This is a genomic window from Nocardia sp. NPDC050713, from assembly GCF_040654315.1.
GTDB lineage: Bacteria > Actinomycetota > Actinomycetes > Mycobacteriales > Mycobacteriaceae > Nocardia.
The window spans coordinates 537,417-558,591 of sequence record NZ_JBFAHS010000001.1 but is presented as its reverse complement, the minus strand read 5'-3'; the positions used below and the strand labels follow the sequence as shown (position 1 = coordinate 558,591).

Below are 21,175 nucleotides of genomic sequence, written 5' to 3'. Positions count from 1 at the left end.
ATCACTCGCACGAACGAACGGACCCGACAATGCCCGAATGGAACTGGGACCCAGAGGATTTCGCGGCGCTCTGGTACAGCGAAGCCAACGACCGGTTCCCCCGCCCGCTCAAGTACCTCAGCCGTTTCGCCGTGCAGAACGATTTCGACCAGCACCGCCTTCGGGTGCGCGCGAGCTACTCCGGCGACGAGCTCGAGGAGATCGAACTCGCCATGCACACGCTGTCCACCTCGGATATGCGCATCGAGATCCTGGGTGGCTCGCGTAAGCACAAGAACAGCACGGGTGACGTCAAGCAGTACCGAATCGTCGGCGCCCGCAACCATTCTCACGCGGTGGTCGCGTTCCAGACCGTCCGCGCCGAGGAGAACGGTCCGATCCGGCTGCGCACCTGCGGTCCGGAATCGCTGGCCGTCCAGATCGTGAAATCACTTCCACCCTGCCCGCCGGGCAAGCGGCCGCCCGCCACCTTCCACCCTGACGACTTGCGTCCGAACCGGGATACCTACCTGCGGGACAACGCCCGCAACACCCCGCGCGAGCAGTACCAGCGGCTGCTCGGACGGCCCGCCGACGGCGGCGGTTCGGCCGGGCTGCGCGTCGGCCCGCTGCACACCCGCCCGGAAGCGGAGGACACGGTGCAGTGGTACGACATCGCCGAGGACGGCCGCTACACGGAGATCCGCGCCCAGCACGTCAGCGTGCGACCGACCACGCCCGCCGACCTCGCGACCACGTTCGCGACCTGGCTCGACCGCGCCGCGCAACGACTGCGGGACGCCGAGGACGAGCAACTCGGCGCACCACGCCGGAACGGCTGGTAGGCATCCGGAGCGGCTGACAAGCAAAGCGCGCCAGCCTCATTCGCGGACGATTTCCACCGGGTCGGTCAGAGCCAGCGCGATCGCGGACTGCTGGGTGGTGCTGCGGACGGGGAGCGCGTCCATGGCCTTGTTGGTCTGGGTGTTCAGGTTGGTCACGATCTGCTGGAGCTGGGTGACACCGCCGGTGAGCTGGCCGATCGCGTCGACCAGCTGCGCGCCGCCCTGCTCGGCGAGCTGGGGGAGGCCTTCGGCGAGCTTGGCGCCTTCGTTGAGCTGGGCGCTCGCGGATTGCAGACGACCGACAACGGTGCGCAGCAGGGCGCCGAGATCGGTGTTGGGGTCGACGGCGCCGCCGACCAGCAGGTCGAGGCCGTCCAGCTGGGACCCCGCCTGACCCGAAACGGCCCGCAGCGCTTCGAGTTTGCCGATGATGTCGGCCAGCGCCGGATCGTTGGCGAAGGGCAGCGCACGCAGCAGCGGCAGGATCTGGTCCAGGCCGGAGCTGACGGTGCCTGCCGTCTGCTGCACCTGCGCGATCGTGATGCCGGTCGAATCCAGCGCGTCGGCAAGCTGATTCGCCTGCACGGCCGCGCCGTCGACGGTGTCGTTGAGCATGGCGATGGCCGAAGTCAGCTGGGCGGAGCCCTCTTTCGCGAAATCCAGGAAGCCGAGCAGCTGGTCGGCGCCCGCGCTGAACTGGTCCGCGCCCGAGGCCGCGGCGTTCACGCCCGCGCCGAGCAGCTGGGCGGTGAACTGGACCCCGGTGAGCTGGCTGCGGGCTTGGGCGACGGCAGCGAGCGCCGCGTCCACCCCGGTCGCGCCGATGCGGTGCGTCACCGCCTGGATCGCCCCGTTCACCAGGTCGCCGTCGGCGTCGTCGTTGGCGGCGACGGTGACGATGGCGCGCTGCGGCACCGGACCGGCCAGCGTGCCCATGGACTCGGTGAGGTCGGCGGGCAGCGTGATGACGGCCGCGTAGTCGTCGGTGTTCGCCTCGCCCGGTTTCACCATCGTCCACTCGTAGCCCGCGCCGTCTTGCTCGAGCGCCTGCACGATCCGCGCGCCCGTCGGTCCGGTGTCGGCGTTGACCAGGGCGATCCCCGACGGCGCTGATTCCGAGCCCGCGCAGGCGGTGACACCACCCCCGATCGCTCCCGCGGTGACGATGCCAATGGCGAGCAAGCCCCAGCGGGCGCGATGTCCGATCACGATCACCGACCCTAAGGACCGCCGCTAACGGCCCCATTGGCGTTTCTCTGAGAGTTCGGTAAGGGCACGAGGACTTCCGTTGCGCGGGGCGCGTCCCTCGCGATGCGTGTCGCTCCAGGCACGAATACGCGCGGCCCGCGGCTCCGGCGGTATGCCGGGATCCGGCAGCGAATTCAGCGGGCGCGGGACCCGGTCGAGGGAGACTGATCCATACGGTGCCGCTCCGGCAAATCCAGGACCAACCGGGCGCCGCCCAGCGGGCTGTCTTGGAAATACGCCCGCCCGCCGTGCAATTGGGCCTGCTGAGCGACCAACGCGAGCCCTAGTCCGGAGCCGCCTTTGCTCGCTTGGCTACCCCGGTAGAACCGCTCGAAGACCGCGGCCCGCTCCTCGACCGGGATGCCGTGCCCGTTGTCGTCGACGGCGATCACGATGTGCCCGTGCGGCGTCCGGTGCGCCGAGACCAGCGCCTCGGTGGCACGGCCGTGCTTCACCGAGTTGGCCAGCGCGTTGTCCACCGCGAGGCGCAGACCCGCGGGCAGGCCGCGGGTCACCAATTCCGCGTCGGTCTCGATGCGCACGGTGAGGCCAGGGAAGTGGCGCATGGCGTCGTGCGCGGCTTGGTCGCACAGGTCGCCGACGTCGGTGTCCACGTGGTCGCGTTCGTTGGTGAGATCGCCGGTGGCGAGCCGCTCCAGCGCGGCGAGCGTGGTCTCCACCCGGCCTTGGCTGCGTTGCAGGTCGGCGAGGATCTCGGCGCGCTGCGCCTCGTCCAGGTCGAGGGTGCGCAACACCTCGAGGTCGGTGCGCATGGCCGTGAGCGGGGTGCGCAGTTCGTGCGCGGACACGGCGGCGAAATCGCGCGCGGTCTCCAGCGCGGCCGCGGTCTCCTCCTGCGCCTGGTCGACCCGCTGCAGCATGCGGTTCACCGCGTCGGCGAGTTTCTCGGCCTCGCGCATGCCTTTTCCGTCGACCGGGGGTTGCGGATTGTCGGGGTCGGGGAAGGCGCTGCGCGTGCCGACCTGATGGGTGAGGTCGACGATGGGGCGCACCGCGCGGCCCGCGAGCAACCAGCCGAGCGCGCCCGCCGCGGCCACCGCGAGCAGCGCGCCGCCCATCACCCAGCGCTGCTGCTCGGCGGTGGCACGGGCCGCTTCGTCGGCCGGAATACCAAGGGAGACAGTGCGATCCGGCGGCTGGTTCTCCGTCGTGGTGAGCACCCGGTACGGGACGCCGCCCACCGTGACGGTGCGCGATCCGGTGGCCAGGTCCGGCAGCTGGACCGGGCTGCTCGCCACCACGGACCCGCTGTCGCGCACCGTGATCGCCATGTCGTCGTTGAGCCCGGTCAACCCGAGCACACCCACCGCGATCACCGGGTCGAGCAGGACGAGGCGGGACGCCACCGAGAGTTGCTGATCGCTCTGTTGCAGGTTGGTGCGCTCGATCGCCTGCACGGTGATGGCGCTCAGCGCGGTCACGATGATGACGGCGCCGGCCGCTGCCGCACCCGCCACCCGGGTGCGCAGCGAAAAGGTCCTGCGCCCTTGTGTTTTCATGGCAGCTTCGGATTCATTTCGGCGCTCGCAGCACGAATCCGACGCCGCGGATGGTGTGCAGCAGCCGCGGAGTGTCGCCGATCTCCAGCTTGCGGCGCAGGTAGCCGACGAAGACGTCGACCACGTTGGTGTCGGCGGCGAAGTCGTAGCCCCACACCAGCTCCAGCAGACGTTCCCGGCTCAGCACCACGCCCGCGTTGCGGGCCAGCGTGGAAAGCAGCTCGAATTCCCGCTTGGTGAGCTCGATCTCGGTGCCGTGCAGCAGCGCGCGATAACCGGCGACGTCGACCTCGAGCGGTCCGACGGTGATCGCACCGGGTGTTGCCGGGGCGGGCGCGTCGGTGCGGCGGCGCAGCAGCGCGCGGATGCGGGCCACCAGTTCGGCGAGCACGAACGGCTTCACCAGGTAGTCGTCGGCGCCGGATTCCAGGCCGGAGATCCGGTCGTCCACCGAGGCGCGGGCGCTGAGCACGCAGATCGGCACTTCGTTGCCCATGGCGCGCAGCGCGGTCACCACACCGGCGCCGTCCAGCACCGGCATGTTCATGTCCAGCACGATGGCGTCGGGAGCGTGCTCGCCGACGCTGCGCAGCGCCGCGGCGCCGTCCCGGGCGACCAGCACCCGGAAGCCGGACAGCCGCAGCCCGCGTTCGACAGAGGCGAGCACGTCCTCGTCGTCGTCGACAACGAGGACGGTCGGCGTCGAGGGGGTCACGTCGTTCATTCTGCCGTTCGCGGGTGCGGTCGTCGGTCAGGAGTCGATCAGTAGTTGTGGCAGGTCGCCGCGACGGCCTCGATCGTCTGGCGCAGTCCGGCGGCGCGCGGATCGTTCTCCGCCTCGCGCGCGGCCTCCGGGTTCTCGGCGAGCAGGCGCTGGAACTCGGCGCGGCGCTGCTCGACCGGCTGGTCGAAACGGCGCTGCAATTCCGCCTTCTGGGTCGGGTTCGCGTCGAGCATCGCGGCCAGCTGCGGCGCCTGGTCGTGCAGGGCGGCGTCGACCTGGGCGAAGGTGCAGTCCGAGTTCAGCAGCGGACCGGCGAGTTCCGTCGGGTCTGCGGACGCGACGGCCGGGGAGAGCAGCACGGCCACCGTGGCCATGCTGCCCGCGGCCAGTGCGGCGAGACCGGTGCGGCGACGGAAAGAGTGCATCGGGAATGCCTCCAGTTCTTCGAGGGATAGAAGCGCATCCGACGCTATTGCGAAGCGCTGGCACGGGTGTGAACGATCCCTGAGAAAGCTCTGAGGGGTGTTGCGCCGGGACGACACGATGCGATGGGCGGGACGGCACAGCGCGATGTGTCGGGAGGGCCACGATGCGATGCGTCGCGGACGGGCACGACGGGATGCGTCTGGACGGCACAGCACGAAGGGGCCGGACAGCGCATAGCGATTCGTCTGGACGCACGACGCCATGGGGCCGGACAGCGCAGCGCGATTCGTCAGGACGGCGCGACGGGATCGGAGTCCGGCACGGTCGCGTCGCCGTTGTCCGCCGCCGCGTTCGCCTCCTCGTCGGCTCGCGTGGTGATGATCTGATCCTCCAGCGCCGCGAGCACGGCGGGGTCCTCGATGGTGGAGGGCATGTCGTAGGTGTCGCCCGCCGTGATCTGCCGGATGGTCTTGCGCAGGATCTTGCCCGACCGGGTCTTCGGCAGCCCCGCCACGATCACCGCGTCGTGCAGCGTGGCGATCGCGCCGATCTGCTCGCGCACCCGCTCGACCAGTTCCTCGCGCAACCGGGTCGGGTCGACCTCGACGCCTTCCTTGAGCACCACGTAGGCGATCGGGCGCTGACCCTTGAGCTCGTCGGGCAGGCCGATCACCGCGCACTCGGCCACCGCCTCGTGCCCGGAGATGGCGGCTTCGATGCTGCCCGCGGACAGCCGGTGCCCGGCCATGTTGATCACGTCGTCGCTGCGGCCGAGGACGTAGAGGTAGCCGTCCTCGTCGAAGTAGCCGGAGTCGCCGGTCAGGTAGTGACCGGGGAAGGCCGACATGTAGGACCGGATGAACCGCGGCTCGTCCTGCCACAGCCCGGTCAGCGTGCCGGGCGGCATCGGAAGCCCGATCACGATGTTGCCTTCGGTGCCGACGGGGACCGGATTGCCCTCGGCGTCCAGCACTCGCAGGCGGTAGCCGGGCACCGGAACCGAGGCCGAGCCGGGTTTGATCGGCAGTTCCTGCAAGCCGAGCAGGTTGGCGCAGATCGGCCAGCCGGTCTCGGTCTGCCACCAGTGGTCGACGACTGGGCAGTCGGGCCGGTCGGCGAGCAGCGTCTCGGTGGCCCACTCGTAGGTGGCCGGGTCGAGCCGCTCGCCCGCGCAGAACAGCGCGCGCAGCGAGGACAGGTCGTAGTTGCGTGCCAGCTTCGCCGTGGCGTCGGCCTTGCGGATGGCGCGCAGCGCAGTCGGCGCGGTGAACAGTGCGCGCACGCCGTATTCGGCGATGACACGCCAGTAGGCGCCCGCGTCGGGAGTGCCGATCGGCTTGCCCTCGTAGAGCAGGGTCGTCGCGCCGACGAGCAGCGGCGCGTAGACGATGTAGGAGTGGCCGACCACCCAGCCGACGTCGGATGCGGCCCACATCACCTGGCCGGGGCCGACGTCGTAGATGTTGCGCATCGACCAGGCCAGCGCGACCGCGTGCCCGCCGTTGTCGCGCACCACGCCCTTCGGCTTCCCGGTGGTGCCCGAGGTGTACAGGATGTAGAGCGGATCGGTGGCCGCGACCGGCACCGGGTCGGCGGGTTCCGCGTCGCGCACCGCGTCTTCCCAGTCCAGCCATTGCGCCGCGACGGTCGCCGCCGAACTCGGCAGCGTCTCGGTGGCGTCCTGCGGCGCGGCGAAGGTGATCGGGGTGAACTGATCGGGGCGCTGCTTGACGATCACGTGCCGCGGCGCGGTGGTCTCGGCGATGTCGAGCGCCTGCAGGACGATCGGCGGGTATTCGATCTTGCGGCCGGGCTCGATGCCGCCGGAGGCGGTGATGACGAGCACAGGTTGGGCGTCATCGATGCGCGCGGCGAGCTCCGGCGCGGCGAAGCCGCCGAACACCACCGAGTGCACCGCGCCGATCCGCGCGCAGGCGAGCATCGCGATCACGGCTTCCGGGATCATCGGCAGGTAGATGACCACGCGATCGCCCTTGCGGACGCCGAGTCTGGTCATCGCGCCCGCGAAGGTCGCCACCTCGGCGAGCAGTTCGGCGTAGCTGAAAACGACCTTGGCACCGGTCATAGCGGAGTCGTATATTAGGGCGGGCTGATCGGCCAGACCTCCCTCGTCCGCGGTGCCACCGCGCACATGGCGGTCGAGTGCATTGAAGGAGGTATTGAGGCTCGCATCGGGAAACCACCTGGCCACAGGGCGGGCGGTGGTGTCGACGATCTGGCCGGGGGACACCTCCCAGTCGATCGCTTCGGCCGCTTCGGCCCAGAACACGGCGGGATCGACAAGGCTGGTCTGATAGACCGGTCGGTAGTCGTGCTTCGCGTGTCCCCGGCCACCGCCCCCCACCGAATCACCCTGTGATGCTGTGCTCAAACCCGTGACTCCCTAGCTTGCCTCGATGCCCGCCTCGATAGATCTGCATGATTGTGGCAGACTTCACGCGACGCCCGGGTGGGTGCCGCGACCTCTGGTTTTGCCTGGAACGGGCAGGTCAAGGCCCGTAGCTATACTCGATGTCACCCAAGCTGTTATTGATCCGTTAGAATCTGATGTCACTTATTTGGGCCGTCGTAGACGCAATTTCTCGGCCAGCCGCAGTTCTCGGCCAGCTCCACCCGTCGAGCCAGCATGCGATTGTGGAGGTTCGCTGATGGCGCGTGGATGGGGCCAGTTTGGAAAGTGAGTGGGAGATGCGTGACGCCGCTAGGTCCGGCAAGAAGCGCTGGGCGCTCGGCAATTGGGACCTGCGCTGGAAGGTTACGGCGGTTTTGGCCGTGCCGCTGGCGGTCGCGGTGGGGCTCGGCGTGTCGAGGATTACCTCGGAGTTCACCGAGGCGAACCGCTTGGAAGGGGTCGCCTCGAACATCGAGGCGATCCCGGCCGTCACCGGCTTGAGTGCGAACTCGGCCACGGTGGCGGGTTCGCAGATGGTCTCGCTGTTGCCAGGCCAGAGCGTGGTGACCGACCAGAACCTCAGCGACCTCGACAAGGCGATCAGTGCTGCGCAGAGCGCGGTGAGCAAGCTGTCGGGTCAGCCGAAGGCCGAGTCCGCGCTGCAGAACATGATCACCGAGGCCAAGGCGATCCTGTCCAGAGGCAAGGCCGCCGCCGACCCGGCGGAGGCGCTGGGCGGGATCGACCGGATCCGTAACGACAGCGTGAGCATCGTGGAGAGCACGGTCTCGCAGGTCTCGGACCCGGCGCTGGACGCGGCGAAGCTGCGTCTGGTCGACTCGCTCAACACCCGAGCCACCCTGGTCAGCGAGCTGGCCGCGTTCAACGACGTGCTGCACAGCACCGAGTCGGGCATCCAGTCCTTCCTGATCGCGGCGAACTCCGAGCGCCAGCTGCTCAACGTGCTCGCGCACCGCTTCCCCGACGGCGACGCCTCGATCGCGGATCTGCGCGCGGGCATCGACAACCGCGTCTCGCTGCTGAACAGCCCGGAGGCGCAGGCGGGCAAGATCCCGATCGGTGAGTTGAAGAACTCCCTGACCGGCAGCGTCGACGTCTACGAGCTCGTGGTCGCCAAGGCGACCAAGGACATCGACAGCGCGATGGACTCGCTGGCCGCCACGGCCAACCGGGACGCGTGGAGCTACACCGCGATCGTCATCGCGACCATCCTCGCGGCGCTGTTGCTCGCGGTGTTCGTCGCGCGCTCGATGATCGTGCCGCTGCACCGCCTTCGCCTCGCCGCGCTGCGCGTCGCCGAGAGCGATCTGCCGCACGAGGTCGCCCAGCTGCGTAACGGCGCGAAGCCGGAGGACGTGCCGCTGGAGCCGATGCCGGTGCGAAGCACCGAGGAAATCGGCCAGCTGGCCCGCGCCGTCGACGACATCCACGGCCAGGCGCTGCGCCTCGCGAGCGACCAGGCGCAGATGCGTCGCCAGGTGAACGATATGTTCGAGACCCTGGCCAGACGCTCCAAGTCGCTGGTCGACCATCAGCTCAGCCTCATCGAGGCGATGGAGTACGACGAGAAGGACCCCCGCCTGTTGGAGAACCTCTTCCGGCTGGACCACCTCGCCGCCCGTATGCGCCGTAACGGCGACAACCTGCTGATTCTGGCGGGCACCAAGCAGCGCCGCGGCAAGTCCGCGCCCGTCGAGATCGCCGACGTCCTGCGCGCCGCGATCTCCGAGGTCGAGGACTACGAGCGAGTCAAGCTCGGCGCCACGCCGCGCGGCTCGCTCAAGGAACCGGCCGCCTCCGACCTCGCGCACCTGTTCGCCGAGCTCTTGGACAACGCGCTGCGGGCCTCGCCGCCCGAGACCGACGTGAAGTTCACCTTCGCGCAGGCGCACGACCAGGGCATGCTCATCGAGGTCGCCGACCGCGGCATCGGTATGCCGCCGTCGGAGATGGCCGAGATCAACAAGAAGCTCGAGCAGACCGCCGAGCCGGGTCCCGACACCGCGCGGCACATGGGTCTGTTCGTGGTCGGCCGCCTGGCCGAGCGCCACGGCCTGACCGTGCGACTGCGCCCGACCTTCGACACCGCGCGCGATCCCGGCGTGACCGTGACCGTGCACGTGCCGGTGGGACTGATCGTCGCAGGGCAGACGATCACGGCGCAGCCCGTGACGCCGACGCCCTCGCCCGCCGCGCCGCAGCGCCAGTCGTCGCAGTCGTCGATGCAGATGCGTTCGATCACCCGTACGCCAGGCGGCAACATGATGGTCACCGTCGATCCCGGCGTGAGCGGACCGATCCCGGCCGCGACGCCCGCCGACCCGAGCGGCGACGCGGGACTTCCGCAGCGGCAGCCGGGCAACTCGATGGCGACCGGATTGCGCCAGGACTCGGCGCAGTCGAGTCCGACCCTGCGCCCACAGCCCGGCCAGGCACCGAGCGGCCCGCAGCGCGGCAAGCTCGCCGCGGCGAGCCTGCCCAAGCGCAGCCTAGGCCCGGGCGGCCCGCAGCGGCCGCCCACGCCGCCGACCGGCACGAACGCGAACACCGGCAGCGGGTCGCTGCCGCAGCGCGAGACGCCGAACTCCGGCGATCTCCCGCAGCGTCAGGCCGGCGCCAACGGTGCGCCGAAGCCGAGCGCGACGGGTCTGCCGCAGCGCCAGCCGGGCACGAACGGTGCGCCCGCACGGGATGCTTCGTCGAGCCTGGCGCCGCGTGATTCCGGTGCCGTCAAACCGCCGCAGCGGGATGCCGCGCCCGGTGGCTTGCCGCAGCGTGAGTCCGCCTCGGGCGGTCTGCCGCCGCGCGATCAGGCCGCGGGTGGCCTGCCGCAGCGTCAGCCCGGCGCCAACGGGATGCCGCCGCGTCAGTCCCCGGGTCTACCGCAGCGCGAGAGCGCCTCGAACGGTCTGTCCCAGCGCGACGCGGCACCGAACGGCTTGCCGCAGCGGGAGCCCGGTACGAACGGTGCGCCGTCGCGCGATTCGGCAACGGGTCGGCCGCAACGCGATCCGTTCGCCGGTCTGTCGCAGCGTGAGTCCGCCTCCGGTGGTCTGCCGCAGCGTGAGTCCGCGTCGGGTGGTCTGCCGCAGCGTGATTCGGCCGCGGGCGGCTTGCCGCAGCGTGAGTCCGCCTCGGGCGGCTTGCCGCAGCGTGATTCGGCAGCGGGTGGTCTCCCGCAGCGTGAGTCCGCGTCGGGTGGTCTGCCGCAGCGTGAGTCGGCCGCCGGTGGCTTGCCGCAGCGTGATTTCGCTTCCGGTGGTCTGCCGCAGCGCGATCCCGCCGCGAACCGTCTGTCGCAGCGTCCGCAGACCGGCAACGGACTGCCCCTGCGCGAACCGGGCGCCAGTGGCGCTCCGCGCCGGGAACAGGCGCCTGGTGGTCTGTCGCAGCGGCCCGCCGCGTCGACCGGCCTGCCGCAGCGCGAGGCGCCGAGCGGTCTGCCGCAGCGTCCGTCGGCCGCGCCGTCGCCCGGCGGTCTGCCGCAGCGCGATCCCGGCGCGACGGTGATGCCGCAGCGCGAGGTGCCGCCGGGAGTCGGCCTGCCGCAACGGGAACGCACCGTGCAGCCCGCCGCGACCAGCTCGGACCAGAAAGAAGCCGAGTCGAGCACGCCGCAGGGCGGTCGCGATCCCGGCAAGCACAGCTACAAATCCAACCCGTCCAAGACGGCGTCGTTCTTCCAGACTCGCCTGCAGCCCGCGGTCGAGACCGGGTCGCCGATGGACAGCCCGATCTTCGCCGAGATGATGTCGGCGTGGCTGGCCGATCCGAACCCGGATCGGTCCCAGATCGCGGCCTCCTTCGAGTCGCCGGGCGACGAGGGTTGGCAGGCCGCACGACGGGCCAGTGAGGCGCAAGCCGAAACAAAAACGGCTGCGGGCTTGCCTCAACGCAATCCGGGCGGGAGGCTGGTCCCCGGCGCCGTCAGCGGCTCCGCGGATCGAGCGCCTAGCCGAGATCCGGAATCGATCAGGTCCAGCTTGAGCCGTCACCAGCAGGGCGTCCGGGATGGCCGTGCGATGAGAGAAATGAACCTAACCGGAGACAAAGGAGACCGATGAACCCCGATCTAGGTGGTACGAATCGTCAGCTGGATTGGCTGGTTTCGAACTTCGCCAACGAGGTTCCTGGCGTAGCTCATGCCGTACTGGTCTCGGCTGACGGCCTACTCATGGCCGCGAGTGCCCAGCTGCCCGTCGACCGCGCTGAACAGCTCTCGGCGGTCACCGCCGGCCTCGCCAGCCTTTCCGTCGGCGTCTCGAACCTGTTCGAGGGCGGTACGGTGCTGCAGTCGGTCGTCGAGATGGAACACGGATACCTACTGCTGATGGCGGTGGGCGACGGCTCCTATCTCGCGGTACTGACCAACACGTCCTGCGACATCGGACAGGTCGGATACGAGATGGCTCTGTTGGTCGAGCGTGTTGGCCAGACTGTGCAGGCCACGCCACGCGTCACGATGGGTTCCTGATGGTGGGATGGACATAGAAGATCACCGCGTGGGGAGCGCCGAGCCGAGCCTCGTTCGCCCATACTCGTTGACCGCGGGCCGTACCAGGCCCACGGTCGAGTTGGCGTTGGAGGCGCTCGTCGCATCGCATCCGGTCGCCCTGGAGCGGCAGTTCGAACTGACCAACATCGAAACGTCAATCGTGGAGTTGTGCAGAGAATCGCCGTCCGTTGCCGAAGTAGCGGCTCGACTGGGAATTCCGATAGGTGTGGCACGAGTACTCGTTGCCGACCTGATCGAGGCCGGTCATGTACGCGTTTCCGCGACTTTGAAAGACGATTCCAGCGACGATGAACGTCGCGAGCTGATCGAAAGGGTTCTCAGTGGACTCCGGCGTATTTGATTCGACGGCACAGGTCGATACCCGCACCAGCAAGCCCACGTCGGCGAAGATCGTGGTCGCTGGTGGCTTCGGTGTCGGCAAGACCACGTTGGTCGGTGCCGTCTCGGAGATCGTTCCGCTGCGTACCGAGGCATTGGTGACCAATGCCAGTACCGGAATCGATAACCTGACCGGCATTCCGATGAAGTCCACCACCACGGTGGCCATGGACTTCGGCCGGATCAGCCTCGCGGACGATCTGGTGCTCTATCTGTTCGGTACGCCGGGCCAGTACCGGTTCTGGTTCATGTGGGACGACCTGATCCGCGGCGCCATCGGCGCCGTGGTCCTCGTCGACACCCGCAGGCTGGAGGACAGCTTCGCGGCCGTCGACTACTTCGAAGCGCGCAACCTACCGTTCCTGGTGGCGCTCAACGAGTTCGACGACGCACCGCGATACCCGATCGAGGACATCCGTCAGGCACTCGCGGTGCCCGCGGATGTGCCGATCCTGTCCATCGACGCGCGTCGGCGCGAGCCCGCCAAGCAGGCGCTGGTGTCGCTCACCGAATACGCCCTGCGCAAGGTGATGCAGGGCTACTGATCGCGGGGGCGGCCGCGGCTCACCGCGGCTGTCTCTCACCGACCGTTCCGCAGCGGGCGGCTACGCCGTCCGATCGTGCCGATATGCTCGCGCGATGCGGATTTCGGCGCGTGAGTGGCTCGGGCAACTGCTCGACGCGGAGTCCTTCGTCAGCTGGGATCGGCCACCGCTCGAGGTGGCCGCGTCCCCGCGCTACCGCGAGGATCTGCGCAAGGCGACCGCCGCGGCGGGCACCGACGAGTCGGTGCTCACCGGGGAAGGACTGTTGCGCGGCCGCCGGGTGGCCGTGATCGCCTGCGAGTTCGGCTTTCTCGCGGGCTCGATCGGCGTCGCGGCGGCCGAACGCATCGTCGACGCCGTCGAACGGGCGACCGAGCTGGGGCTTCCCCTCGTCGCGTCACCGACCTCCGGCGGCACCCGCATGCAGGAGGGCACCGTCGCCTTCGTGCAGATGGTGAAGATCGCGGGCGCGGTCGCCGCGCACAAGTCCGCCGGACACCCCTACCTCGTGTACCTGCGCGACCCCACCATGGGCGGTGTGTTCGCGTCGTGGGGTTCGCTCGGCCACATGACCTTCGCCCAGCCGGGCGCGCTGATCGGGTTCCTCGGTCCGCGCGTCTACAAGGCGTTGTACGGCAGGGACTTCCCGGAGGGCGTGCAGATCGCGGAGAACCTGTACCACCGCGGCGTCATCGACGGCGTGGTGCCGGTGCACGTCTTCCGCAGGATCGCCCATCGCGCGCTGAGCGTGCTCAGCGGAGAAGTGCGGGCGGACGACGCGATCGCGACCAATCCTCGGCAAGCGGATCCGACCGTGACGATCGGGCGGCCCGACGCATTGCTGTCCTCCTCTGGGGAGAGCGCCGTCTCACGCGCGAGCTCGAGCGGACCGCCCGAATCGGCAGCGGACGGAGCCGGTTCGACCGCCGACGCCGCCTGGCAGTCGGTGCGGGCTTCCCGCCGCCCCGCCCGTCCCGGCCTCCGCGATCTACTGCGCCATGTCACGCAACGGGTTCCGCTAAGCGGCACCGGACAGGGTGAGACCGATCGCAGCGTGGTGCACGCGCTCGCCAGGTTCCGCGGACAGCCGTGCGTGGTCTTCGGGCACGATCGCGCCGGACGCCTCGGCGAGACGATGGGACCGGCCGCGTTGCGCGAGGCGCGGCGCAGCATGGCGTTGGCCGAAGAGTTGCGGATACCGCTGGTGCTGGTGATCGACACCGTCGGCGCTGCGCTGTCCAAGGAGGCCGAGGAGCGCGGACTCGCCCCGGAAATCGCCCGCTGCATCGCCGATCTGGTGACCTTGGACACCCCGACCGTCTCGGTGCTGCTCGGCCAGGGCACCGGCGGCGGCGCGCTCGCGCTGCTACCCGCCGACCGCGTGCTGGCCGCCACGCATGCCTGGCTGGCCCCGCTGCCCCCGGAAGGCGCCAGCGCGATCGTCTTCCGCGACACCGAACACGCGCCGGAACTCGCCGCCGCCCAACGCATCAGCGCCCCCACGCTGCTCGCCGACGGCATCGTCGACCGCATCGTTGCGGAACGTCCCGACGCCGCCGACGAACCTGTCGACTTCGCCCGCCGCATGGTCGCCGCCATCGGCGAAGAGCTGAGCCTCCTGCGCGGCCTGCCCCTGCACGATCTCGAACGCGCACGGCACCAGCGCTACCGCAGACTCGGCCTTCCGGCGGGCCGCTGAACCACCCCCGGACCGACGCCCAGACGACCCATTCGACCCGAACCGTCGAGCGAAATGGCTGGTGCACGCGTTTTGAACCGGGTGTCAACACGCGCATAAGCGTCGTTGACGGTTCGCCCCCGCACTTCTACGGTCGATCGGGTGAGCTTCCGAAGCGAGACCTCCGCCGTGCCGTCGATCGTGTTGAACGACGGCAACGTCATCCCGCAACTCGGATTCGGCGTGTTCCAAGTGCCGCCCGAGGATGTGTCCGATGTCGTGACCGCCGCGCTCGAGGCGGGCTACCGCAGCATCGATACCGCCGCCGCCTACAACAACGAGCAGGGGACGGGGCAGGCGATTCGCGCGTTCGGGCTGCCGCGCGACGAGGTCTACGTCACCACGAAGCTATGGAACTCGGATCAGGGCTACGACGCCACGCTGCGCGCCTTCGACGCGAGCATGGACAAGCTCGGCTTGGACTACCTGGATCTCTACCTGATCCACTGGCCGGTGGCGATCGCCGGCAAGTTCGTCGACAGCTTCCGCGCCTTCCAGGAGCTCAAGCGGCAGGGCCGGGTCCGGTCGATCGGTGTGTCCAATTTCACCGTGGCGAACCTGCGCCGGGTGATCGAGGAGACCGGCGAGATCCCGGCCGTCAACCAGATCGAGCTGCATCCGGGTCTCGCCCAGCGCGAGCTGCGTGACTTCCACGCCGAGAACGCGATCGCCACCGAGGCGTGGAGCCCGCTCGGCCAGGGCACCCTGCTGGAAGACCGGACCATCACCGCGATCGCCGCCGAGCTGGGCCGCATGCCCGCTCAGGTGATCATCCGGTGGCACTTGCAGCTCGGCAACATCGTCATTCCGAAGTCGGTCACCCCGTCGCGGATGGCCGCCAACTTCGACGTGTTCGGCTTCGAGCTCACGCCCGAGCAGATGGACGCGATCAACGAACTCGACCGCGGCGGCCGCATCGGTCCGAACCCGGACACCTTCACCGCCGGTCTCTGAAAAGAAACTCCGTCAGCTCGACGGCGGCGGCGCGACCAGCGCGGTTCGCGCCGATGGTGCTCGCCGACGGGCCGTAGCCGATCAGGTGGACGCGCGGATCGACGGCGACCTGCGTCGCGAGCCGCCCGGTCATGGTGATCCCGCCGCCCGGCCCGCGCAGCCGCAGCGGGGCCAGATGGTCCAGCGCGCTGCGGAAACCGGTGGCCCACAGGATGACATCGGCCCGCTGGAAAGTTCCGTCCGCCCAGCGCACGCCGTCGGGTTCGATGTGGTCGAACATCGGCCGCCTGCGCAGCACGCCGCGCGCGTCGGCGGCACGCAGGCGATCGTCCCAGCGCAGCCCGGTCACCGAGACCACCGAGCCGGGCGGGAGCCCGTCGCGCACGCGGTCCTCCACCATCGCCACCGCGGTTCGGCCCGCCTCGTCGGTGAACTCCGCGTCGCGGAACACCGGTTCGGTCCGCGTGACCCAGGTGGTCGCGGTGACCTTCGAGATCTCGTCGAGCAACTGCACCGCCGAGATACCGCCGCCGACGATCACGACGTGCTTCCCGGCGAACTCTTCGGCGGTCCGATAGTCGCGGGTGTGCAGCTGACGTCCCGCGAAGCTCTCTTGCCCGCGGTAGCGCGGGACGAACGGCCGCTCCCACGTTCCGGTGCCGTTGATCAGCCCGCGCACCCGGAGCGTGCCCGCGCTGTCGGTCTCCGCGTTGAGCACGGCGCCGCGCCCGTCGCAGCGCTGCCCGTCCTCGGTGCGGTCGCAGACCACGTCGACCGACACCTGCCTGCGCACCCGAAGATCGAAGCGCTTCTCATACAGCTCGTAATAGTGCGGGACGGCCGTGGCGGCGGGCGCGCTTTCCGAGCCGGGCGGCAAGGTCTCGGCGAATGACATGCCGGGCAGGTCGTGCACCCGGTTGACGGTGGTGAGCGTCAGCGATGGCCAGCGGAATTGCCAGGCGCCGCCGGGCCCCGGCGCGTGGTCGACGATGAGAAAGTCCCGTTCGGGGCGCAACCCGAGGCGGCGGAGGTGGTAGCCGGCCGACAGCCCCGCCTGACCAGCGCCGATCACCAGGATGTCGAAGTCGGTCGGCACAGCCGCCGATCGTATCGCCTTCGGCGTCTCCCGCGGCCGCCTGTGGCAGAGTGAGAGTAACCAAACGACACGTTCAGTTGGGGAGGATGCATGCTCGGTGTTAGCCGAGATGGTGATGTCGTCACCATCGAATTACAACGCGAGGAGCGACGCAACGCGCTCAACAGCGAACTCGTGACCCGGCTACGCGAGGCCGTCCTAGCCGCCGTCGCCGATGGCGCACGGGTGATCGTGCTGACCGGGCGCGGCCCGATCTTCAGCGCGGGCGCCGATCTGTCCGGCGTCTACTCCGACGATTTCCTCTCCGGCCTGCTCGACATGCTGCACACGATCGAGTCGGCCCCGGTGCCGATCATCTCCGCCATCAACGGCGGCGCGCTCGGCGCGGGCGTGCAAATCGCGCTCGCCTCGGACCTGCGGGTGATCTCGCCGGACGCCTACATCGCCATCCCGGCCGCCAAGCTCGGCATCACCGTGGACCGCTGGACCGTGCGGCGGCTGGTCTCGCTGATCGGCGGCGGCCCGGCGCGCACCATTCTCATTGGCGCCGAACCGATTCAGGCCGCCGACTGCTACTCGTTCGGTTTCGCCAACAAGATCGGCACCCTGGCCGACGCGCAGGCGTGGGCCAAGTCGATCGCGGATCTGGCGCCGCTCTCGCTGCGGCACCTGAAGTTGGTGTTCAACGACGATGGCACCCGCGATCCGGAGTCCGCGCAGCAGCGCGCCGCCCTGGAGGCCGCGTGGACCAGCGCCGATGCTGAGGAAGGGCGCGTGGCACGGCAGGAGAAGCGCGCGGCGAAGTTCGTGGGGCGATGATGCGGATCAAACGACTGCTCGGTTACGCGGCGGGCGCGGTCGGGCTCACCTGGGTGGTGCGTGCCGCGTGGGACATACCGTCAGCGATCGGCGCCTCCATGTCGGCCATCCAGCCCTACGCGGCCGGATCGGTGAGTTACCGCGATCGCCAATTCCACAACAGGGAGCCGAGCACCCAGATCGTCGCGGGTTCGGTTCCCTCCCTGCTGTATTCGGCGTTCACCAAGCGCAATATCGGCCGCCCGCGCGGGGTGGTTCCGCTGCAGAAGCCGCAGCCGCCCGCCGAGGCCGCCGATCTGGCGGTGACCTGGTACGGCCACGCGTCGGCGCTGATCGAGGTGGACGGATACCGAATTCTCACCGATCCCGTGTGGAGCGAACGTGTTTCGCCCTCCCCGCTGATCGGGCCCGCGCGGCTGCATCCGGTTCCGGTGCCGCTCGCGGACCTGCCGCAGGTCGACGCGGTGATCATCTCGCACGATCACTACGACCATCTCGACAAGGAGACCATCCGGGCGCTGGTGGTCGGCCAGTCCACGCCGTTCCTGGTGCCGATGGGCATCGGCGCGCACCTGCGGCACTGGGGCGTTCCCGAGCATCGCATCGTCGAATTGGACTGGGGCGGTTCGGTTTCCCTCGCCGCCCTGGGCCGGGAACGGGACGGGACCGACCTGGTGCTCACCTGCACCGAGGCCAGGCACTTCTCCGGCCGCGGACTGGTCAGGAACACCACGCTGTGGGCGTCCTGGTCCATCGTGGGTCCGACCCGGCGGGTCTACTTCGGCGGCGACACCGGCTACACCAAGGCGTTCGCCGAGGCGGGCGCGGCGCTGGGGCCGTTCGATCTGACGCTGCTGCCCATCGGCGCGTACGACGAGCGCTGGGCCGACGTGCACATGAACCCGGAGGAGGCGGTGCGCGCGCACGCCGACCTGTGCGTCGATGATCCGGGCCACGGCTTGCTCGTGCCGATCCACTGGGCGACGTTCAATCTGGCCTTCCACGGATGGTCGGAGCCGGTGCACCGGATGGTCGACGCGGCGCAGCGGGCGGGCACCTCGGTCGCGGTGCCGATGCCGGGACAGCGTTTGTTGCCGCATGCCCTCCCTCCCCGCGATTCGTGGTGGGAAAATGTAGGTTGACCTGTCGGTATCTCCGACATCCCGATTGGCGACAGGAAAGGAACGACGGCGATGAGCCTGGCGGACACTTTGAAAGGCCTGGTCGGTAAGGGAAAGGACGCGGCGGCCAAGAACGCCGACAAGATCAACCAGGCGGTCGACAAGGCCGGTGACTTCATCGACCAGAAGACGCACGGGAAGTACACGGACAAGATCGAGAAGGGCAAGGAGGCCGCCAAGAAGGTGGTGCCGCCCGAACATCCCGGCCAGCCCGGGCAGCCCGGCCAGCCGGGTCCGACACCGAAGGCCTGAGGACGCACGGCCGGGGACCGCCCACCTGTCGGTCCCCGGCCGTAGTATCGAGTCATGGTGTCCCGCCGTGCATTCGGTGGTGGTCCTGGCCGACCGAGTATCGAGGTCGAACTCAGCAACCTCGACAAGGTGCTGTATCCGGCGACCGGGACCACCAAAGGCGAGGTGATCGCCTACTACTCGGCCATCGCCCCGGCGATGCTGCCGCATATCGCCGGGCGTCCGGTGACCCGAAAGCGCTGGCCCAACGGGGTCGACGAACCCTCCTTCTTCGAGAAGAACCTCGCCGAACACGCACCGTCCTGGATCGAGCGCCGTACGCTCGCGCACTCCGATCGGCGGGTGGCTTATCCGCTGATCGACTCCGAGGCGGGCTTGGCCTGGATCGGGCAGCAGGCTTCGCTGGAAGTCCATGTGCCGCAATGGCGCTTCGACGGCGACGAGATGGGTCCGGCGACCCGGATCGTCTTCGACCTCGATCCGGGACCCGGAGCCGGTCTGCCGGAATGCGCGACGGTCGCGCTCGCCGTGCGGGAGATGGTCGAGGGGATCGGACTGCACGCGTTCCCGGTCACCAGCGGCAGCAAGGGCATTCACCTCTACGTCCCGCTGGACCGGGTGCTGAGTTCCGGTGGCGCGTCGACGGTGGCCAAACAGGTGGCCACCAATCTGGCGAAGCTGCACCCGGAACTGGTCACGGCGACGATGGCCAAATCCGTGCGGCGCGGCAAGGTCTTCCTGGACTGGAGCCAGAACAACCCGGCCAAGACCACCATCGCGCCCTATTCGCTGCGCGGCCGCGCCGAGCCCAACGCCGCGGCGCCACGCACCTGGGCCGAGATCGAGAACCGGAAGAAACTGCGGCACTTGCGTTTCGAGGAAGTGCTCGCGCGCTGGCGGGACGACGGGGATCTGCTCGCCGAGATGGACCCGCCGGATTCCCGAGGCGGCACCGACGCGCTGAGCAAGTACCGCTCGATGCGCGATCCGGCGCGCACACCGGAGCCGGTGCCGTCCGCGCCGCCCGCACCGGGCGCCGGAGACCGGTTCGTGGTGCAGGAGCATCACGCGCGCAGGCTGCACTGGGACGTCCGGCTGGAGCGCGACGGCGTGCTGGTGTCCTGGGCGGTGCCGAAGGGTCCGCCGACCTCGTCGCGGCAGAACCGGCTCGCGGTGCACACCGAGGACCACCCGCTGGAGTACCTGCACTTTCACGGCGAGATCCCGAAGGGGGAGTACGGCGCGGGGGAGATGACCATCTGGGATACCGGCACCTACGAGACCGAGAAGTGGCGCGACGACGAGGTGATCGTCCGCTTCCACGGCGAACGGCTCACCGGCCGTTACGCGCTCATCCAGACCAACGGCAACCAGTGGCTGATGCACCTCATGCGCGATCAGCAGCAGGGCGCGGAAGCCATTGCGGACCAGCCGGATTCGGCTGCCGAGTCGGCCAACGGAGCGCGCGGCGAGCCCGGCCCCGCGGACGAATCGGCTTACAAGGCACCGATCGAAACGGCCGTACCTGCGGGCGGTTCCGCGCCCTTTCCCCGCGGTCTCGCGCCGATGCTCGCGGTCTCCGGTGACGTCGCCGAGCTGGACGAGGTCGAATGGTGCTTCGAGACGAAGTGGGACGGCTTCCGGCTCATCGCCGAGATCGACTCCGGCGCGGTGCTTTTGCGCAGCCGCGCGGGCAACGTGGTGACCTCCCGTTACCCCGGCATCGGGGTGCTGGCCGAGGAGCTGGACGGTCACCGCGTCGTCCTGGACGGCGAGGCGGTGGTGTTCGACGATCACGGCGTCGCGAATCTGGGCCTGCTGCAAGCGGATGCGGCCCGGGCCGTCTTCGTCGCGTTCGACGTGCTGTATCTGGACGGCACCTCGCTGGTCCGCAAACGCTATTCGGATCGTCGGCGGGTGCTGGAGGCGCTGGCCGCGAACGCGCCGTCGCTGCGCGTGCCGCCCCGGCTGGACGGTCCGGGCGCCACCGCCCTGCGCTACAGCCAGCAGCACGGCATGGAAGGCGTCGTCGCCAAGCGCAAGGACTCGGTGTATCTGCCGGGCAAGCGCGGACATTCGTGGGTCAAGCAGCGCAACTGGCGCACCCAGCGGGTCGTGGTCGGCGGCTGGCGGCGCAGCGAGGCGCGCGAGTTCAAGTCGCTGCTCGTCGGCATTCCGTACCAGGACCGGCTGATCTACGTGGGCCGGGTCGGCACCGGTTTCGACGACGCGGGGATGCGGGACTTGGCCGCACGGCTGCGCAAGCTGGGACGCAAGACCAGTCCGTTCGACAATCCGCTGACCGCCGAGGAACGCAAGGAAGCGGTGTGGGTGTCGCCGAAGATCGCGGGCACCGTGCGCTTCATGAACTGGACCGAGACCGGACGGCTGTGGCATCCGGGCTGGGCCGGTGAATCCGAATGACGGTGTGACGCCGTTCGCTAAGGGTTTGCCAAGGCCTGGCCAGGTCGACTCGGCCCAGGATGCCGCGAAGAAGGCCGTTCGGAAAGAAGGCTGACC

At 69.4% G+C, this 21,175-nt stretch carries 17 protein-coding genes; 11 read left to right on the top strand and 6 right to left on the bottom strand.

Going from position 1 to position 21,175, the window contains the following annotated elements; translation table 11 throughout:
* Positions 1 to 29 precede the first annotated feature (29 nt).
* A complete protein-coding gene (locus AB0H49_RS02010) occupies positions 30 to 824 on the top strand; it encodes an ESX secretion-associated protein EspG (RefSeq protein WP_357246123.1) in 795 nt (264 codons plus the stop codon).
* A 36-nt stretch (positions 825 to 860) separates the two neighbouring features.
* Here the strand turns inward: AB0H49_RS02010 and AB0H49_RS02005 are convergent, their stop codons facing one another.
* The 5 genes from AB0H49_RS02005 to AB0H49_RS01985 form a co-directional block, all read right to left on the bottom strand.
* Positions 861 to 2,033, bottom strand: coding sequence for a hypothetical protein (locus AB0H49_RS02005; RefSeq protein ID WP_357246120.1), 1,173 nt, complete (start codon positions 2,031 to 2,033; stop codon positions 861 to 863).
* 173 nt (positions 2,034 to 2,206) lie between these two features.
* A complete protein-coding gene (locus AB0H49_RS02000) occupies positions 2,207 to 3,592 on the bottom strand; it encodes a HAMP domain-containing sensor histidine kinase (protein WP_357246118.1) in 1,386 nt (461 codons plus the stop codon).
* A gap of 13 nt (positions 3,593 to 3,605) precedes the next feature.
* Positions 3,606 to 4,316: a response regulator transcription factor gene (locus AB0H49_RS01995; protein WP_355000236.1), complete on the bottom strand. Its 711-nt coding sequence runs from the start codon at positions 4,314 to 4,316 to the stop codon at positions 3,606 to 3,608.
* Between the two features lie 38 nt (positions 4,317 to 4,354).
* Positions 4,355 to 4,741: a hemophore-related protein gene (locus AB0H49_RS01990; protein WP_357246114.1), complete on the bottom strand. Its 387-nt coding sequence runs from the start codon at positions 4,739 to 4,741 to the stop codon at positions 4,355 to 4,357.
* Between the two features lie 290 nt (positions 4,742 to 5,031).
* Entirely contained in the window at positions 5,032 to 7,107 is a 2,076-nt protein-coding gene (locus tag AB0H49_RS01985; protein WP_357246588.1) for an AMP-binding protein, read from the bottom strand.
* Positions 7,108 to 7,451: 344 nt separating this feature from the next.
* Here AB0H49_RS01985 and AB0H49_RS01980 point away from each other — a divergent pair, with 344 nt between their 5' ends.
* From AB0H49_RS01980 to AB0H49_RS01955, 6 genes are all read left to right on the top strand, one after another.
* Complete coding sequence (locus tag AB0H49_RS01980) at positions 7,452 to 11,240, top strand: ATP-binding protein (protein ID WP_357246111.1); 3,789 nt, start codon at positions 7,452 to 7,454, stop codon at positions 11,238 to 11,240.
* Positions 11,237 to 11,650, top strand: coding sequence for a roadblock/LC7 domain-containing protein (locus tag AB0H49_RS01975; protein WP_011207200.1), 414 nt, complete (start codon positions 11,237 to 11,239; stop codon positions 11,648 to 11,650). Before AB0H49_RS01980 ends, AB0H49_RS01975 begins: the two co-directional genes overlap by 4 nt.
* 7 nt (positions 11,651 to 11,657) lie before the next feature.
* Entirely contained in the window at positions 11,658 to 12,032 is a 375-nt protein-coding gene (locus tag AB0H49_RS01970) for a DUF742 domain-containing protein (protein WP_067785475.1), read from the top strand.
* A complete protein-coding gene (locus tag AB0H49_RS01965; RefSeq protein WP_174414979.1) occupies positions 12,013 to 12,615 on the top strand; it encodes an ATP/GTP-binding protein in 603 nt (200 codons plus the stop codon). Before AB0H49_RS01970 ends, AB0H49_RS01965 begins: the two co-directional genes overlap by 20 nt.
* 94 nt (positions 12,616 to 12,709) lie before the next feature.
* Entirely contained in the window at positions 12,710 to 14,314 is a 1,605-nt protein-coding gene (locus AB0H49_RS01960; protein ID WP_357246107.1) for a carboxyl transferase domain-containing protein, read from the top strand.
* Positions 14,315 to 14,455: 141 nt separating this feature from the next.
* Positions 14,456 to 15,307, top strand: coding sequence for an aldo/keto reductase (locus tag AB0H49_RS01955; protein WP_355000232.1), 852 nt, complete (start codon positions 14,456 to 14,458; stop codon positions 15,305 to 15,307).
* Here the strand turns inward: AB0H49_RS01955 and AB0H49_RS01950 are convergent.
* Positions 15,291 to 16,403, bottom strand: coding sequence for an NAD(P)-binding domain-containing protein (locus AB0H49_RS01950; RefSeq protein ID WP_355000231.1), 1,113 nt, complete (start codon positions 16,401 to 16,403; stop codon positions 15,291 to 15,293). The genes AB0H49_RS01955 and AB0H49_RS01950 overlap by 17 nt on opposite strands.
* 90 nt (positions 16,404 to 16,493) lie before the next feature.
* Between AB0H49_RS01950 and AB0H49_RS01945 the strand changes: the two genes are divergently transcribed.
* Genes AB0H49_RS01945 through AB0H49_RS01930 form a run of 4 tightly spaced genes read left to right on the top strand, consistent with a single transcriptional unit; the run spans position 16,494 to position 21,079 of the window.
* Complete coding sequence (locus AB0H49_RS01945) at positions 16,494 to 17,222, top strand: enoyl-CoA hydratase (RefSeq protein ID WP_355000230.1); 729 nt, start codon at positions 16,494 to 16,496, stop codon at positions 17,220 to 17,222.
* The gene (locus tag AB0H49_RS01940) at positions 17,222 to 18,364 is read left to right on the top strand and encodes an MBL fold metallo-hydrolase (RefSeq protein ID WP_357246102.1); all 1,143 of its coding nucleotides are present in this window, start codon (positions 17,222 to 17,224) and stop codon (positions 18,362 to 18,364) included. Before AB0H49_RS01945 ends, AB0H49_RS01940 begins: the two co-directional genes overlap by 1 nt.
* 51 nt (positions 18,365 to 18,415) lie before the next feature.
* Entirely contained in the window at positions 18,416 to 18,655 is a 240-nt protein-coding gene (locus tag AB0H49_RS01935) for an antitoxin (RefSeq protein ID WP_355000228.1), read from the top strand.
* 54 nt (positions 18,656 to 18,709) lie between these two features.
* The gene (locus tag AB0H49_RS01930; RefSeq protein ID WP_357246099.1) at positions 18,710 to 21,079 is read left to right on the top strand and encodes an ATP-dependent DNA ligase; all 2,370 of its coding nucleotides are present in this window, start codon (positions 18,710 to 18,712) and stop codon (positions 21,077 to 21,079) included.
* The last annotated feature ends 96 nt before the right edge of the window (positions 21,080 to 21,175 follow it).

Coding starts and splice junctions, on each gene's coding strand:
- AB0H49_RS01975 (WP_011207200.1), top strand. CDS start 11,237: ATGAACCCCGATCTAGGTGGTACGAATCGTCAGCTGGATTGGCTGGTT.
- AB0H49_RS01935 (WP_355000228.1), top strand. CDS start 18,416: ATGAGCCTGGCGGACACTTTGAAAGGCCTGGTCGGTAAGGGAAAGGAC.
- AB0H49_RS01980 (WP_357246111.1), top strand. CDS start 7,452: ATGCGTGACGCCGCTAGGTCCGGCAAGAAGCGCTGGGCGCTCGGCAAT.
- AB0H49_RS02000 (WP_357246118.1), bottom strand. CDS start 3,592: ATGAAAACACAAGGGCGCAGGACCTTTTCGCTGCGCACCCGGGTGGCG.
- AB0H49_RS01970 (WP_067785475.1), top strand. CDS start 11,658: ATGGACATAGAAGATCACCGCGTGGGGAGCGCCGAGCCGAGCCTCGTT.
- AB0H49_RS01995 (WP_355000236.1), bottom strand. CDS start 4,316: ATGAACGACGTGACCCCCTCGACGCCGACCGTCCTCGTTGTCGACGAC.
- AB0H49_RS01930 (WP_357246099.1), top strand. CDS start 18,710: ATGGTGTCCCGCCGTGCATTCGGTGGTGGTCCTGGCCGACCGAGTATC.
- AB0H49_RS02010 (WP_357246123.1), top strand. CDS start 30: ATGCCCGAATGGAACTGGGACCCAGAGGATTTCGCGGCGCTCTGGTAC.
- AB0H49_RS01990 (WP_357246114.1), bottom strand. CDS start 4,741: ATGCACTCTTTCCGTCGCCGCACCGGTCTCGCCGCACTGGCCGCGGGC.
- AB0H49_RS01945 (WP_355000230.1), top strand. CDS start 16,494: ATGCTCGGTGTTAGCCGAGATGGTGATGTCGTCACCATCGAATTACAA.
- AB0H49_RS01960 (WP_357246107.1), top strand. CDS start 12,710: ATGCGGATTTCGGCGCGTGAGTGGCTCGGGCAACTGCTCGACGCGGAG.
- AB0H49_RS01940 (WP_357246102.1), top strand. CDS start 17,222: ATGCGGATCAAACGACTGCTCGGTTACGCGGCGGGCGCGGTCGGGCTC.